Annotated in this window: 17 protein-coding genes and 1 tRNA gene; 14 read left to right on the top strand and 4 right to left on the bottom strand. The window is 57.0% G+C overall.

Going from position 1 to position 14,990, the window contains the following annotated elements; all coding sequences use genetic code 11:
- Positions 1 to 58: 58 nt before the first annotated feature.
- Positions 59 to 301: a hypothetical protein gene (locus HVA01_RS11740; protein WP_146875601.1), complete on the bottom strand. Its 243-nt coding sequence runs from the start codon at positions 299 to 301 to the stop codon at positions 59 to 61.
- A 138-nt stretch (positions 302 to 439) separates the two neighbouring features.
- Between HVA01_RS11740 and radD the strand changes: the two genes are divergently transcribed.
- From radD to nadA, 8 genes are all read left to right on the top strand, one after another.
- Complete coding sequence (gene radD / locus HVA01_RS11735; RefSeq protein WP_146875600.1) at positions 440 to 2,230, top strand: DNA repair helicase RadD; 1,791 nt, start codon at positions 440 to 442, stop codon at positions 2,228 to 2,230.
- A gap of 66 nt (positions 2,231 to 2,296) precedes the next feature.
- Positions 2,297 to 2,539 carry a DUF4160 domain-containing protein gene (locus HVA01_RS11730; RefSeq protein ID WP_146875599.1) on the top strand — a complete coding sequence of 81 codons (243 nt, stop codon included), beginning with the start codon at positions 2,297 to 2,299 and terminating at the stop codon, positions 2,537 to 2,539.
- On the top strand, positions 2,523 to 2,771 hold the full coding sequence (locus tag HVA01_RS11725; protein WP_146875598.1) for a DUF2442 domain-containing protein: 249 nt from the start codon (positions 2,523 to 2,525) through the stop codon (positions 2,769 to 2,771). The genes HVA01_RS11730 and HVA01_RS11725 overlap by 17 nt, the downstream gene beginning before the upstream one ends.
- 29 nt (positions 2,772 to 2,800) lie before the next feature.
- Positions 2,801 to 3,751: a segregation and condensation protein A gene (locus tag HVA01_RS11720; protein ID WP_146875597.1), complete on the top strand. Its 951-nt coding sequence runs from the start codon at positions 2,801 to 2,803 to the stop codon at positions 3,749 to 3,751.
- Positions 3,748 to 4,560: an SMC-Scp complex subunit ScpB gene (gene scpB, locus HVA01_RS11715; protein WP_146875596.1), complete on the top strand. Its 813-nt coding sequence runs from the start codon at positions 3,748 to 3,750 to the stop codon at positions 4,558 to 4,560. The genes HVA01_RS11720 and scpB overlap by 4 nt, the downstream gene beginning before the upstream one ends.
- Positions 4,547 to 5,422 carry a 23S rRNA pseudouridine(2605) synthase RluB gene (rluB, locus tag HVA01_RS11710; RefSeq protein WP_146875595.1) on the top strand — a complete coding sequence of 292 codons (876 nt, stop codon included), beginning with the start codon at positions 4,547 to 4,549 and terminating at the stop codon, positions 5,420 to 5,422. Before scpB ends, rluB begins: the two co-directional genes overlap by 14 nt.
- 191 nt (positions 5,423 to 5,613) lie before the next feature.
- Positions 5,614 to 5,689 (top strand) — tRNA-Lys (locus HVA01_RS11705).
- 317 nt (positions 5,690 to 6,006) lie between these two features.
- Positions 6,007 to 7,035, top strand: coding sequence for a quinolinate synthase NadA (gene nadA / locus HVA01_RS11700; protein WP_146875594.1), 1,029 nt, complete (start codon positions 6,007 to 6,009; stop codon positions 7,033 to 7,035).
- Between the two features lie 64 nt (positions 7,036 to 7,099).
- Here the strand turns inward: nadA and HVA01_RS11695 are convergent, their stop codons facing one another.
- On the bottom strand, positions 7,100 to 8,563 hold the full coding sequence (locus tag HVA01_RS11695) for a M48 family metalloprotease (protein ID WP_146875593.1): 1,464 nt from the start codon (positions 8,561 to 8,563) through the stop codon (positions 7,100 to 7,102).
- Between the two features lie 172 nt (positions 8,564 to 8,735).
- Here HVA01_RS11695 and HVA01_RS11690 point away from each other — a divergent pair, with 172 nt between their 5' ends.
- Positions 8,736 to 9,014 carry a sulfurtransferase TusA family protein gene (locus HVA01_RS11690; RefSeq protein WP_146875592.1) on the top strand — a complete coding sequence of 93 codons (279 nt, stop codon included), beginning with the start codon at positions 8,736 to 8,738 and terminating at the stop codon, positions 9,012 to 9,014.
- Positions 9,011 to 10,117, top strand: coding sequence for an AI-2E family transporter (locus HVA01_RS11685; protein WP_146875591.1), 1,107 nt, complete (start codon positions 9,011 to 9,013; stop codon positions 10,115 to 10,117). The genes HVA01_RS11690 and HVA01_RS11685 overlap by 4 nt, the downstream gene beginning before the upstream one ends.
- Positions 10,118 to 10,167: 50 nt before the next feature.
- Here HVA01_RS11685 and HVA01_RS11680 read toward each other — a convergent pair whose 3' ends face one another.
- A complete protein-coding gene (locus HVA01_RS11680; RefSeq protein WP_146875590.1) occupies positions 10,168 to 10,644 on the bottom strand; it encodes a peroxiredoxin in 477 nt (158 codons plus the stop codon).
- 253 nt (positions 10,645 to 10,897) lie between these two features.
- Here HVA01_RS11680 and dapA point away from each other — a divergent pair, with 253 nt between their 5' ends.
- From dapA to purC, 3 genes are all read left to right on the top strand, one after another.
- Complete coding sequence (dapA, locus tag HVA01_RS11675; protein WP_146875589.1) at positions 10,898 to 11,782, top strand: 4-hydroxy-tetrahydrodipicolinate synthase; 885 nt, start codon at positions 10,898 to 10,900, stop codon at positions 11,780 to 11,782.
- Positions 11,783 to 11,859: 77 nt separating this feature from the next.
- A complete protein-coding gene (locus HVA01_RS11670; protein WP_146875588.1) occupies positions 11,860 to 12,843 on the top strand; it encodes an outer membrane protein assembly factor BamC in 984 nt (327 codons plus the stop codon).
- A gap of 33 nt (positions 12,844 to 12,876) precedes the next feature.
- Entirely contained in the window at positions 12,877 to 13,593 is a 717-nt protein-coding gene (purC, locus tag HVA01_RS11665; protein ID WP_146875587.1) for a phosphoribosylaminoimidazolesuccinocarboxamide synthase, read from the top strand.
- Here purC and tsaA read toward each other — a convergent pair.
- On the bottom strand, positions 13,590 to 14,336 hold the full coding sequence (gene tsaA / locus HVA01_RS11660) for a tRNA (N6-threonylcarbamoyladenosine(37)-N6)-methyltransferase TrmO (RefSeq protein ID WP_146875586.1): 747 nt from the start codon (positions 14,334 to 14,336) through the stop codon (positions 13,590 to 13,592). The genes purC and tsaA overlap by 4 nt on opposite strands.
- A 122-nt stretch (positions 14,337 to 14,458) precedes the next feature.
- Between tsaA and HVA01_RS11655 the strand changes: the two genes are divergently transcribed.
- Positions 14,459 to 14,989, top strand: a complete 531-nt coding sequence (locus HVA01_RS11655) for a GNAT family N-acetyltransferase (protein ID WP_146875585.1) — start codon at positions 14,459 to 14,461, stop codon at positions 14,987 to 14,989.
- The last annotated feature ends 1 nt before the right edge of the window (position 14,990 follow it).

Here is a 14,990-nt window from a genome sequence, read left to right as displayed (position 1 = left end):
TAAACAACGCGATGGGTATAGCGTCCACGTTAACGGCGGGTTTTGTCGCCGTTAACCGTTATGAAGAGCGCTGCTGGGGAGCGCTAGCCTGTGTTTCCTCCGCTCCCTCGGGCGGCAGACCTAGCTTGGCCTCCAGCGTTTCAAGCTCTAAGCGGTAGCGCTCGACGAGGTACTCTAAGCGGCCAAAGTCGTGTCCACAATCCATGCAGTGCACATGAGCGGTATCACGCCGAGTGGCCGGCAGGCGTTTGAGTCGGCTGCCACAGTCTGGGCATTCAGGGCTGAAATGATTAGTTGTCATGGCGAACCTCTTTATTAAATTCCCGCAGAACGTCGAGAGAGCGTCGAGAGAACGACGCGGGAAATTAAACGTGGATTTGAAATCTTCACTATTAAGATGCGACGAAAGTCGCAATAGTTCAATAGCAGGCTATTTGATTTGCCGACACCTAACGTCTCACAAGCGTCCCCGCTAACGCCACAGCTGCGCCCCTATCAGCAGGAAGCGGTCAAGCGCGTAGTGGGGCACTTTCGCGCTTCCAGCGACCCGGCCTTGGTGGTGTTGCCTACCGGCAGTGGCAAATCGCTGGTGATTGCCGAGCTGGCGCGTTTGGCGAAAGGGCGCGTGCTGGTGCTGGCCCACGTGCGGGAACTGGTCGAGCAGAACCATGCCAAGTACCAGGCCTATGGGCTTGAGGCGGATATTTTTAGCGCCGGTTTAAAGCGCAAAGAGGCCAACCGTCAAGTGGTGTTTGGCTCGGTGCAGTCGGTGGTGCGTAACCTGGCGAGTTTTAACGACGCTAACTTTACGCTGCTGATTATCGATGAGTGCCACCGCGTATCGCTTGATGAGGACGCCAGCTACCGCCAGGTGATCGAGCATCTGCGCTTGCAAAATCCGCAGCTGAAAATACTCGGCTTAACGGCGACGCCTTACCGCTTGGGGCAAGGCTTTATCTACTATCGCCACCATCACGGTATGGTGCGGGGCAGCGACACGAGTTTTTTTCGCGACTGCGTGTTTGAGCAGCCGCTGCGCCTGATGGTCAAGCAGGGCTATCTCGCCGAGCCCAAGCGCTTGGATATGACCATTGAAGGCTACGATTTTTCTGCACTGAGACCGTCATCCAGCGGCCTGTTTCAGGAGGAGGCGCTTAATCGCGTGGTGGCGGGCAGCCGTGCGACGCCGGGTATTATCGAGCAAATCGTGGCGCGCGCTGAACCGCGCCAGGGCGTGATGATCTTTGCCGCCACCGTGGCCCACGCCGAAGAGATTGTGGGTTACTTGCCCAACGCAGAGACTGCGTTAATTACCGGTGCGACGCCTTCCCAAGAGCGCACGAGGCTCATCAAGGCCTTTAAGTCGCGCGATATTAAATACCTGGTGAACGTCGCGGTGCTGACCACCGGTTTCGATGCGCCCCACGTGGATTTGATCGCCATTTTGCGGCCTACTGAGTCGGTAAGTCTTTATCAGCAAATGGTGGGTAGAGGGCTGCGCCTATCGCCGGGTAAAAGCGACTGCCTGATTTTGGATTACGCCGGTAACCCCTGGGATATTTTCGCCCCGGAAGTGGGCGAACCAAAGCCGGATAGCGACAGCGAGCCGGTTCAGGTTGAATGCCCGGCTTGCGGTCATGCCAATCTTTACTGGGGTAAGCGCGATGGCGAGCTAGTGATTGAGCACTTTGGCCGCCGCTGCCAGGGGTTAATTGAAGATGATGAAGGCAAGCGTCGCCAGTGTGAATTTCGGTTTCGTTTTAAAGTCTGCGATGAGTGTGGCGCCGAGAATGATATCGCCGCCCGCCGCTGCCATGGCTGTGAAAAACTGCTGGTGGACGCGGATGATAAGCTCAAGGATGCCCTAAAACTGAAAGACGCCAAGGTATTGCGGGTAAGCGGCATGCAGCTGGAAGCCACTACCAACGGCCGTGGCTTGCCGCGTTTAAAAGTAACTTACCACGACGAGGATGGCAGTCATCTTTCTGAATGGTTTGCGCTGGAAACCTCCGCCCAGCGGCGCGCCTTCTATGCTGCTTTTTTGCGCTATCACCTGCGTGCCCCAGGGGGTAAATGGCAGCCGCTAAGCGCTGAAGAGGTCGTCGCCGAGCAACGCCGCTTGCGCCATCCTGATTTTGTCGTGGGGCGCAAAGTGGGGCGCCATTTCCAAATCCGCGACAAGCTGTTTGACTATGCCGGACGCTACCGCAAAGCCGCGGAGGCGGGGTAGCATGTGCCTTGTGTCGATAAACCATCTATTATTCAGCATTTAGGTTGTAAACTGCAGGAGCGCACGATGCCGACGGTGCTACGCTTGCAGGGTTTTAGGTTCTTCTTCTATTCAAATGAAGGTAATCCTTTAGAGCCTGCTCACATCCATATATTTAAAGCGGGCGCTGAAGCTAAATTTTGGCTCTCACCTGATGTTCAATTGGCGAGAAATGATGGCTTCGATGCCAAAGCGCTACGCACTATTACGGCAATGATTCTTCAACACCGCGATGCTCTAGAGGGGGCCTGGCATGACTACTTCTCCTAAGCGAGTTACGTTTGATGAGGATAATTTTTGGGTTGAGTTAAGCGATGGGCGGACGGTCGGCGTGCCGCTGGCTTGGTACCCGCGGCTTCTTAAAGCATCACCCCAACAATTGGCATGCTATGAACTGAGTGCCCGTGGAATTCATTGGGATGCATTGGATGAAGATGTGTCTATTGATGGAATTCTGGCCGGGCAAGGCGATTTGACACGCCATCGTCAGGCTGTCGCCTGATTACAAACACCTCAAGAGAGCCGACCCGCGTGAGCGAGACGCCAAGCGTTACTGTTGATTCAGAAACCTCTGATACCGCGGCCACCGAGCCAGTGGTGGCCTCGCTTGGGCGTCTGTTTAATGAGCCGATTACGCAAATGCCGGAGGATTTGTATATTCCTCCGGAAGCGCTGCGGGTCTTTTTAGAGACGTTCGAAGGCCCGCTGGATCTGCTGCTCTATCTGATCCGCCGCCAGAATCTGGATATCTTGACCATCAACGTGGCAACGATTACCCATCAGTACATCGAGTATGTGGAGCTGATGAAAGCCATGGAGATCGAGTTGGCGGGTGAGTATTTGCTAATGGCTGCCATGCTGGCCGAGATCAAATCGCGCACGCTGCTGCCCCGCCCACCCAAGGCCGCAAGCGACGACGAGGAAGATCCCCGCGCCGAGCTAATTCGCCGCCTGCAAGAGTACGAGCGCCTTAAAGAAGCCGCTGAAACACTGGATACGCTGCCGCGCATGGGGCGCGACTGGTTCAGCGTGCAGGCGGGCTTACCGCCGCTGGAATCCCGGGTGATCCACCCTGAGGTGGAATTGGATGAGTTGCTCAGCGCGCTCTCCGATGTACTTAAGCGCGCCGAATTGGTGCAGGCCCACCAGATCAGTCGCGAGGTACTATCTACCCGCGAGCGTATGCTCAAGATTATGGAGCAGTTAAGCCATGATGAGGCCTATAACCGCTATACCCCTTTTGAAGCGCTGTTCACCTTGGAAGAAGGGCGCGCTGGGGTGGTGGTCACCTTTATGGCGATTTTAGAACTCGCCAAAGAGGCCATGATTGAAATTGTCCAGAATGCGCCCCTGTCGCCGATTCACCTACGTGCACGGCGCGCCGCGCTTACTGACGGTGAGGAGGGCGCTTTTGATGAGGATGAGATCGAAGGCGCTGCCTCTGGCGAATCCGCCTTCGAAACCGGCGAGGAGACGCCATGAGTAACGCCGCCACCGGGCTAGATGACATTATTGAAGCGGCACTGCTCGCCGCTGGCGAGCCGTTACCCCTGGAGCGTTTGGAAACGCTGTTTCTTGCTGGCGAATGCCCCACACGCAAGGAGTTTCGCGGTGTCCTTGAGCGTTTACAGCAGCGCCACTCGGAGGGCGCGCTGGAGCTTTTGGAAACGGTGTCAGGCTATCAGCTGCGCATTCGCCCACGGCTTTCCCAGTGGGTGTCGCGGCTATGGGATGAGCGCCCCCAGCGCTACTCGCGGGCGCTGCTGGAGACCCTGGCCCTGATCGCCTATCGCCAGCCGGTTACCCGTGGCGATATCGAAGAGGTGCGCGGGGTCAGCGTGAGCAGCTCGATTATGCGCACCTTGGCAGAGCGTGGCTGGATTCGCGTCGTGGGCCACCGGGATGTGCCCGGGCGCCCAGCGGTATACGCCACCACGCGCAGTTTTCTAGACGACTTTGGCTTGAAAACCCTCGATGCGCTGCCGCCTATGCACACCCTGGTAAACTGGGAGGGAAACGACTTACCCGAAGAGGCAGCTGAAAAATGCCCTGAAGAGGCGCCTGAAGGACTGGACGAAACGACCAAAACGGTGCAGGATGCGCCTCCCCAGAAAGATCAGATAAGCTCGGCTGAACCAGCCGACACGCACGCCGAGACGGCGTTAACCCAGCCGCTGAGCTTTGCCGATTTAGAAGCAAGGCTTGCGGCACGTGCGCAGCGCGCTGACGACGACGAGCGCGGGCGCACGCAGACTACCGATGTGAGGTCAGACGACCATGAGTCAGAGTGATAAAACCACGCCGCCCACCAGCGAAAAGCTGCAAAAAGTCTTGGCCCGTGCTGGCCTAGGCTCACGGCGTGAAATGGAAACCGCGATTTCCGCCGGCCGCGTTAAGGTCAATAGCCAGGTCGCCAAACTAGGCGACCGCGTCGAAGCCCGCGATAAAGTCAGTTTTGACGATCGCCCGGTGTCGCTTCGCCCGGAAGAAGACGTGCCGCGCCGGGTGATCATGTACAACAAGCCGGAAGGCGAGCTGTGCACCCGCAAAGACCCTGAGGGCCGCCGCACGGTATTCGATCGCTTGCCGCGTCTTAAAGGTGAGCGTTGGATTGCGATTGGCCGTTTGGATATCAATACCAGCGGTTTGCTGATGTTCACCACCGATGGCGAGTTGGCCAACCGCTTGATGCACCCCTCTACCCAGGTGGAGCGTGAATACGCGGTGCGTGTAATGGGCGAGGTAAAGCGTGAGCATATTCTGGCCATGGTCGATGGCGTGATGCTCGAAGATGGGCCCGCACGCTTTGCCGATGTACAAGAGTTTGGCGGCGAAGGTATTAATACCTGGTTCCACGTGGTGATTCTGGAAGGTCGTAACCGCGAAGTGCGCCGCTTGTGGGAGTCACAAGGCCTTACGGTGAGTCGTTTGAAACGCGTCCGTTATGGCAACATCTTCCTCGATAAGCGCGCTAAAGCCGGTGAATGGGTCGAGCTTTCCCAGGATGAGGTGGATGACTTAGCCACTCTGGCCAACTTGGAAACACGCAAAGTGCCCGCCTTAACGCCGGATGAAAAGAATCGCTGGAATCGCGACAAGCACAAGCGCAAGCCCGTGCAAGCGATGCGTAAACCGAAAACCAAAGCGCGCTGAAAAAAGGGTGAGACGCGCCTGACGACGATTATTTGCCTGTGAAGGTAAAAATGCCTGATCGGTGAGCAAGGCACTATTTAGGCGCGTCAACGGCTCATGGTTGCTGCTATGAAGCCAAGTGGTTGTAGATTCAAGATAAAAAACACTTGCTCTCAAAAGGGCGCGCGAGTAGTATATGCATCCGTTCAGGCGGGTCGTTAGCTCAGTTGGTAGAGCAGTTGACTTTTAATCAATTGGTCGCAGGTTCGAATCCTGCACGACCCACCAAATTCAACGCCCTTGGCAGTTTGCTGCCAAGGGCGTTTTGCTGTGCGTGTGAAAATCCTTTTGGGGCGACAATCTGTTTGCAGTCGGCAACCATTTCCCACCACAATGATCTAAGCGGCTAGGGTTAATATCGCCCTTTAAGCAGAGATTGAACGTCGGTAACGCTTAGCCAGTAACCGTGCCGATAAGCGGTAGGCCATCGCGAGAGACGCAGCGGCCCACCGCGCAAGCGAGCGGCATTGGCACTGCCATTTGTGCCGATGCCGTGACCCAGTGTTTAACAGGGGGATTCCCTGTTCGTCACAGTGGTAGACACGATGACTATGATGACTACTCAAGCAGCGTTTGATACGCCGCTGCCCGTTGCATACTGCCCGACCCGGATACCCGCGGAAGATCAGGCCCGGGTTGACGACATTAAGCGGCTGTTGAAAGCCCATAATGCCGTATTGGTGGCCCATTACTACACCGACGACGCGATTCAGCAGCTAGCGGAAGAGACCGGTGGCTGTGTCGCCGACTCGCTAGAGATGGCGCGCTTTGGTGCCCGCCACGATGCCACCACTCTGGTGGTCGCCGGTGTTCGTTTTATGGGTGAAACTGCCAAGATACTCTCGCCCGAAAAGCGCGTGCTGATGCCCACCTTGGAGGCCACCTGCTCGCTGGATATTGGCTGCCCGGCCGACGCGTTCAGTGCTTTCTGCGATGCGCATCCTGATCGCACCGTGGTGGTCTACGCCAATACCTCTGCCGCAGTTAAAGCGCGCGCGGATTGGGTGGTGACCTCGTCGATTGCCGTCGAGGTGATTGAACACCTGCAGGCAAAAGGCGAGAAAATTCTGTGGGCCCCTGATAAGCATTTAGGTGGCTACATTCAGAACAAAACCGGCGCCGATATGTTGATGTGGGACGGCGCCTGCATCGTCCATGAAGAGTTTAAGGCCAAAGGCGTTGAGGATTTAAAGCGTCTTTACCCGGACGCGGCGGTGCTGGTGCATCCCGAATCCCCCGAGCCGGTGGTAAGGCTGGCTGATGTGGCAGGCTCAACCTCGCAGTTGATCAAGGCGGCCAAAGCGCTGCCTAACGATAAGCTGATTGTGGCGACGGATCGGGGCATCTTTTTCAAGATGCAGCAGGCAGTGCCCGATAAAACGCTGTTTGAGGCACCAACCGCGGGTAACGGGGCTACCTGCCGCAGCTGTGCGCACTGCCCGTGGATGGCCATGAACGCCCTAGACAATCTGGCGGGCGCCTTGCGCGAAGGCAGCGGCGAAATTCAGGTGGAGGAAGCGCTGCGCCTAAAAGCCTTAAAACCGCTTGAGCGGATGCTTAATTTTAACGCCTAACACGCGGGCGGAAAAACGCCCGGCCGTTTTGCGGTGCGGGCGTTGTTAGGCTTGCCGTTCAGCGTTAATTAAAATCTTCCAGCGCCTCGCGGTAGTCAATAAAGGCCTCTTTACGCTGCTCGATACGCGCCAGCGCCTGGGTGTTGCCTTCACGCTCGGCCGCCTCCCGCGCGATAGACAGCTGGCGAATGCCGCGATCGACGCGGCCGGTTAGTTGAAGATGCTCGGCCCGCGCTAAGTGGCCCCAGCTGTCGTGTCCGCTGCGGCCGGCTGCTTCAGCCAACAGGTTAAATCCTTGAGGGTTTTCCGGATACTGAGCGGTGACGTCGCGCAATAGGTCGTAAGCCGCCTGAGGGTCGCGCTGAAGCTGCGCTTCGGCCATTAGTAGCTGAGCCGGCAGATAGTTGGGCATAAACCGCAGCAGTCGCTGGCTGCGCTGGATGGCCTCGTTGTAGCGGCCGGCTTTCAGTGCGACGCTCGCTGCAGAGGCGGGCAGCACGGCAAAGTCGGGCTGTTCGCGGGCGAGCTGATCCAAGCGCTGCAGGGCACTGTCGGTTTGGCCGTTGCGTGCATCAATCAGCGCGGCTAAGTAGTCCTGAGCGGTTTGTTCGGCGCCTTCCTGGGCAAGGCGTGAGGTGGCTTGTTGCGGTGTGTTGGTATTGATGCTCAGCAGCGCACGGGCGCGCATCATGTCGTAAAGCGTGTCGCTCGTGTAAGCATCGGCAACTTGAAGCTGGGCGGCGCGATCCTGCGCCGCCGTTAAACGGCTGTCGGTGACCGGGTGGGTGAGCAGGAACTCAGGCGGCGTGTCGCCCTGCAGACGGGCCATGCGCTGCATCGATGCAAACATGCGCACCATGGCGTCGGGGTCGTAGCCTGCATCAGCCATGGCTTGCAGGCCGATGTTGTCGGCTTCTTGCTCAAACAGTCGCGAGTAGCTGAGCTGGTCCTGAATCAACGCGGCTTGGGAGCCCATGGCCGCGGCTATACCCGCGTCACCGCCGCCACTTGCGGCAATCAGCATGCCGGCTAACATGCCCGCCATGGCGGGCAGCTGGGTTTGTGCCGCGCGTGCGCTGCGCCGGGCATAGTGGCGTTGAGAAAGGTGGCCTAATTCGTGCGCTAAGACCGATACAAAGGCCCCTTCATCTTCGGCGAATGCAAATAGCCCTGAGTTAATACCAACGATGCCGCCAGGAACGGCAAAGGCGTTCAGCGAACGGTTGTCGACCATCACAGTGGCTGTGCGCAGATTATCTATTTGGCTATGCGGTGCGAGGCGGGCAATAAGGCTTTCCAGGTAATCGCTTACAATCGGGTCTTGCCACTGGGGAGCTTGAGCACGAAACTGGCGTAACCACGCGCGGCCTAGGCGATACTCTTCATTGCTGACAGATGTGGAAGTGGCCCCCAGGCTGGGCAGGCCGTCAGCATTGGTGGCGATGCTTGGCGGGCTAAACAGTAGGCTGGCGCAGGCAAACGCAAACGCGCACAGCCAGCCTGGGTAAGCGGAACGAAGTGTCGGCATAACATCCTCACAGGTGGTCGCTAGGCTACGACATTGATTACGGCCCAGAAGTGCCGTTAAATCGACGGCCTCGTGAAAACAATCGCTGAATAATCAGTTTATGTAATCCGTTTATGTAACACCATTTATAAATCCATGCCATGAACAGGCAGGGCATTTTGAGGGAGTGGCTATGTCTGAACAAAGACGGTCTGAGCAAGCTGGGGGCTTTCAGCCTGATACGGTACTTGATGCGAGCGGCCTGCACTGCCCGTTGCCCTTGTTAAAAGCCAAGCAGGCTTTGGCTGGCTTGGCGGTTGGGCAACTGCTTGAGATACGCTCAACTGACGCGGGGTCGTGGCGCGATATGGCGTCGTTTACCGAGCAGAGTGCGCACACGCTGGAAGGTCGCGAACAGCACGATAATGTGTATATTTACTGGATTCGTAAAGCCGGGGATTCGCGCCCATGACCCTGCGCACGATTCTTAGAAGCTGGGTCGAGCGTTACTTCTCGGATGAGGAGGCGCTCATTTTGTTGGTCGTGCTGGTGGCAGGCTTTGCGGGCATTATCTTATTTGGGCGTATGTTGGCGCCGTTTTTTACCGCCCTGGTGATTGCGTTTCTGCTCCAAGGTGTCGTGGGGGCGCTAACACGGCGAGGCCTGCCGCACCTGCTTGCGGTGATTATCGTATTTTTAGCGTTTATCAGTGTGTTGCTAACGCTAGCCTTTATTTTGATGCCGCTGATTTGGAATCAAATGGTGGGGCTGGTGCAGGAAACGCCACGTATGTTTGCCAGCGGGCAGGGGTGGCTGGATGAGCTGCAAGCGCGCTATCCGAACATCATTACACCGGACCAAATGCAAAGCTGGATCGGCGTGGCGAGCCGCGAGATTAGCCAGTTAGGCCAGCGTGCCTTAACGCTGTCGCTGGCCTCGTTGGGTAATATCATGGCGCTGATTATTTATTTGGTGCTGGTGCCGATCCTGGTCTTTTTTATGCTCAAAGATCGTGACGTGCTGGTTGGTTTTATGCTCTCGCTGCTACCCCAAAAGCGTACGCTTTTAGCGCGGATTTGGCGCGAGATGGACAATCAGATTGCCAACTACATCCGCGGTAAATTCATTGAAATTATCATCGTCGGTACGGTAGCGTTCTTCACCTTTGCCTTCTTTGGTTTGCCGTATACGGCGCTGCTGGCGGTTTTGGTGGGTTTTTCGGTGCTGGTGCCTTATATAGGGGCGGCGGTGGCAACGTTGCCCGTTGCTGCCGTGGCCGGGTTCCACGTTGGCCTTAGCGATGAATTCGTTTATATTTTAGTAGCTTACGGTGTGATCCAGGCGCTGGATGGCAATGTATTAGCGCCGGTTTTATTCTCCGAAACCAATAATATTCACCCGGTGTCGGTTATTGTCGCGGTGCTGTTCTTTGGCGGTATTTGGGGCTTTTGGGGGATTTTCTTCGCGATACCCTTGGCCACGCTTTTAAAAGCTCTGATTTACGCATGGCCGCGGGGTATTCATGAGCGGCAAGAGAAGCGGGCCTTGCAAGCCACGGCCGACGAGTGTGAGTAGCCGCGCATTCATCGCCCGCGCTGCGTCACCACCAGCGCGGGCATAAAGGGTTAGCTGGCAGCGTTAAGTTGTTCAGCGGCGGCGAGTACTTCGTCAACGTGGCCTGGCACTTTTACGCCACGCCATTCTTTGGCTAACTTGCCGTTTTTATCGATTAGGAAAGTGCTGCGCTCGATACCCTGATGTTCTTTACCGTACATTTGCTTGGTTTTGATGACGTCGAAGAGCGAGCAGACGGTTTCGTCTTTGTCAGAGATCAGCTCGAAATTGAAAGCCTGCTTGGCTTTAAAGTTCTCCTGGGCACGTAGGCCATCCCGGGAGACGCCAAGAATCACCGTGTTGGCGGCATCGAAAGCGGGCTTGCGGTCGCGGAAATCACCCCCTTCGGTGGTACAGCCGGGCGTACTGGCCTTGGGGTAAAAGTACACCACGACTTGTTGGCCGCGCAGGTCTGACAGCGTCACGGTGGTGTCACCGGTGGCCGGGGCGGAAAAATCAGCAACGGGTTGACCAATTTCAACAGACATAAGACTTCCTTATTGGGAGAGGGTGTTAAGGTTGAGTGTTGGGTGATTACACGCAAGCCGGGTGGCGTTGTCAAAGCCCAAAACAGCGTGACGGCAAACTCACAGCGCTTTACGCTGTACAGGCTCGAATCGCCTGAGTACCATTTGCCCCCGTGGCGATGAAGGCGCTTAATGCCATGTAGCGTCTCAGCGCTCGGTTTGGGTAAACATATAAATAGTTGATATCACACTTTGGTTGGTGAGGAATAAACGGATGATCACAGGCAGCATCGTCGCCCTGGCGACGCCTATGAAGGTCAATGGCGACATCGACTGGGAGGCGCTTCGTCGTCTGGTGAACTTCCATCTCGACAATGGCACCGATGCCATTGTAGCTGCGGGCACCACGGGCGAACCTACCACCATGTCTTTTGCGGAGCACTTTGACGTGATTCGCAGCGTGGTTGAAGAAGTGAATGGTCGCATTCCCGTCATCGCGGGCACCGGGGCCAACGCCACGTCAGAGGCGGTTGAGCTGGCGCGCTACGCGGGCGACGTAGGGGCCGACTACTGCTTGTCAGTTTGCCCTTATTACAATAAACCGACCCAAGAAGGGTTGTATCAGCACTTTAAAGCGGTCGCCGAGGGCAGCAAACTGCCGATCATTTTGTATAACGTCCCGGGCCGTACCTGCTCCGACTTATACAACGAAACCGTCCTACGCTTGGCCGACGTCGAAAACATCATTGGTTTAAAAGACGCTACAGGGAACCTGGAGCGTGCGGAAGATCTAATTACCCGCCTAAAGGGCAGCGGTTTTATGCTCTACTCCGGCGACGATGCGACTGCCTGCGACTTTATGTTGATGGGGGGCCACGGCGATATCTCGGTAACGGCGAACGTTGCCCCCCAGGCGATGCACGACCTGTGCGCGGCTGCCGTGGCCGGTGATTCTGACAGGGCGCACCAGATTAATACGCGCTTGATGCCGCTGCATACCAACTTGGGAATAGAGTCGAACCCTATCCCCGTGAAGTGGGCGCTGCATCGTATGGGCTATGCCGATGCTGGTATTCGTCTCCCGCTAACCTGGTTGTCGGAGAAATACCACGCCACGGTCAGCGAAGCGCTGCAGCTGGCGGGCGTCGTCGAGGAGTAGCCCGGCGCCATACCCTTTGTTACCCAGTTCACGCATCGCTGAGCTGGGTATCTGATTTGTTGACTTAAGGTGGCTTGATGAGCTCTGTGCTTGAAAAACGTGCGCTTAAATTGATTCCGCTGGCCCTCGCCGCAGCTGTGGCGCTCTCTGGTTGCGCCCGGGAGGGCTTTTACGACGACCGTAATTTGGACTATACCAAGGCCACGCCTGCCCCGCCTTTGGTGTTGCCAGAGACCCGCAATGCCCAACGCTACCGCGATGCGCTGCCGGTTCCTCAAGCCGCCACCCAAGGGGAACGGCTTGACGAAGCGGCAGAGATTCGTCCGCCCCAGTCGCTTGCGATTGGCAGCGGTTTAGAGCCTGATTACGTTGAGCGTCGTGAAGTCGGTGATCGCACCTGGCTAGTGGTGGCTGCCGACACCGGTACGGTTTGGCCGCAGCTTGAAGAGTTTGTGCGCAGCCGCCAGTTGAACGTACAACAGAGTAGCGCTTCCCAGGGCGTTATCATCACGCCCCAGGCGGAGATACGCTTACAAAGTGCATTGCGCGCAGGCAGCAGCGAAGTACGCTGCCTGCGCGGCGGACAAACCCTGGCTAGCTGCCTGGATGCGCTGGAAAGCCACCTGAGTGCGCGCAGTGCGTCTGCCAGCCTATCCTCTTCCTGGACCGCTCAGCGCCTTACCAATGAGCAAACGATGCAGGTTCGCCAGCAGGGCGACGAGTGGGAAGTGGTGATACCGCAGCCGATTGATCGCGTATGGGCTGAGTTGAATCACTACCTTGAGCTCGATTTTAGCCAGGAAGGTCAGCGTGACTTGCTTGCCGCCGACCCCAGTGCTCACGAGTTCCTGGTTGAATATATGACCGAAACTGAGCGCAACCGTAACCCGCTGCAGATCATTTTCAGCGCGGATGTTCGCAAGGTATCTCAAGAGATCCTGCTTGCCTTAGAGAGCAACGGCGACGAGACGATTTTGCGCGCCATTAATGCCAGCGAGCGGGCATTCAGCGCCGATGATCAGCGCGAGCTGCTTGAGCGTGTCTCCGGCTATTTACGTTAATTTGTTGATTTTTTGATCCCTTACGGAGTCCCCATGGAAAAGCGCCAAGAACTCTACGCCGGTAAGGCGAAATCTGTGTATACCACCGACGATGCGGATTTGTTGGTGCTCAATTTTCGCGATGACACCAGCGCCTTCGATGGCAAAAAAGTGGAGTCGCTGGCGCGCAAGGGAATGGTTAATAACGTCTTTAACGCCTTCATTATGCAGCGGCTCCAGGAAGCGGGCATTCCCACTCATTTTGAAAAGCAGCTGTCTGATACGGAAAGTCTGGTTAAAAAAATGCAGATGATCCCGGTAGAGTGCGTGGTGCGCAATATCGCCGCCGGTGGCCTGGTCAAGCGTCTCGGCGTTGAAGAGGGCATAGCGCTCAACCCGCCTACCTTCGAGCTGTTCTTAAAGAATGACGACAAAGGCGACCCGATGATTAACGAGTCGCTGGCGGAGACCTTTGGTTGGGCAACCCCCGAACAGCTGGCCAAAATGAAGCTATTAACCTTTAAGGTTAACCATATCCTCAAAGCGCTGTTTGCTGAGGGCGATATGCTGCTGGTGGATTACAAGCTGGAGTTTGGCGTCTTTAAAGGCGAGGTCGTGCTGGGCGATGAATTCTCCCCCGACGGCTGCCGTCTATGGGACGCCAACACCCGCGAGAAACTGGATAAAGACCGCTTTCGCCAAGGGTTGGGCGGCGTGATAGAAGCCTACGAGGAAGTGGGCCGCCGTTTGGGTATTACCTTCCCCGGCTAAGCGTTCCCATTGGCAGCGAAAGGCTCAATAGCCACCACCTCTAAGGTGGTGGCTTCGTTTTTTAGGCGCTGACGAAATTTAACGTCTACATCGCGCAAGCGAACGCCGTAAACGCGATCAGACGCGGTATTTTTCTGCTTGTAGGCAGGCCTGGGGTCTTGGCTCAGCACCTGCTCGATTAATGCCAGCAGAGTGGCGCTGTCCTGGCGCTGGGCGAGCGTATCCAGTGCCGCTGGATGAAAGGTGACCGCCATGAGTGACGGTGTCTCAGGGGCAAAGCCAGCCTGAGCGTGGGGATGCGCTTCGGCCCAGGGTAGGTAGGGTTTGATATCGACCACCGGCGTGCCGCTGACTAAATCGCAGCCCAATAGCTGCAAAGCGATGCCTTGTTGGGTATCGATGCTGGCTAATTTTACCAGCGATAATCCCAGCCGATTAGGGCGATGGGTGCTACGGCTGGCAAACACGCCGACCTTACGGTTGCCGCCCAGGCGTGGTGGGCGTACTAACGGCGCCCAGCGCTCAGGGCTTTGGTGAAATATAAAGGTTAGCCATAGATGGCTAAAGTCTTCCAGGCCGCGCACCGCCAGCGGATCATTGTAGGGCGCGGTGAGCACGAGCCTGGCATTGGCGGCGGGAGCGAGTCCCGGCTGGCGGGGGATGCCGAATTTATCCGGGTAATCGCTAACCACATGGCCAATAGGGGTCAGCGTAAAGTGCTCGCTGTGGGGGGCATCGTCCATCACACTGCCTTTAACGGGGGGTGGTTCGCGTAGTATAAAGCAGCCGATAGGCTAAGCGTGATCATTGAGGCGGGATCGAACGGCTCTTGATGGCAATTTGCTGAACAGCTCAGAGGTGAAGCATGACGAATACCGAGGCGCATCAAGCGTCGACGCCAACGAATGCGCGGGTAGTGTATCGCGCCGCCATGGCAAAGGATGCTGCCGATCAAGCGGAAGTGTTTTATCACGCTGTTATGCAGGGCGCCGCGACTCACTACACGCTGGATGAGCGGCGTGCATGGGCCAACGCCTTACCCCGTGAGGCAAGTGCCTGGGCCGCACGCCAAGCGCTCTACACCACCTTGGTCGCCACCTACGATGGCCGCTGCGTGGGGTTTCTGGAGCTGGATTTAGTCGCCGGGCGGGTTGAAACACTTTACGTATGGCCTTCGCTTACCGGTCGCGGGATCGGCACCACGCTACTGGTACACGCCGAGCGGGTACTGCTCGAACAGGGCAAGGGGCAGGTGGAAATAGAGGCCAGTTTAATGCTCTGTGACCGTTTGCTGCGCCGCGGCTGGGAGAACCACGGCGAGCAGTGGGTGGAGCGCAGCGGGGAGTCACTCAAGCGTTATCGGCTTGCCAAACCGCTTTTGGCTGTCGAGACTTGAC

Source organism: Halovibrio variabilis, assembly GCF_007991175.1.
GTDB classification, from domain to species: Bacteria; Pseudomonadota; Gammaproteobacteria; order Pseudomonadales; family Halomonadaceae; genus Vreelandella; species Vreelandella variabilis.
This window is presented reverse-complemented; position numbering and strand designations above follow the sequence as displayed.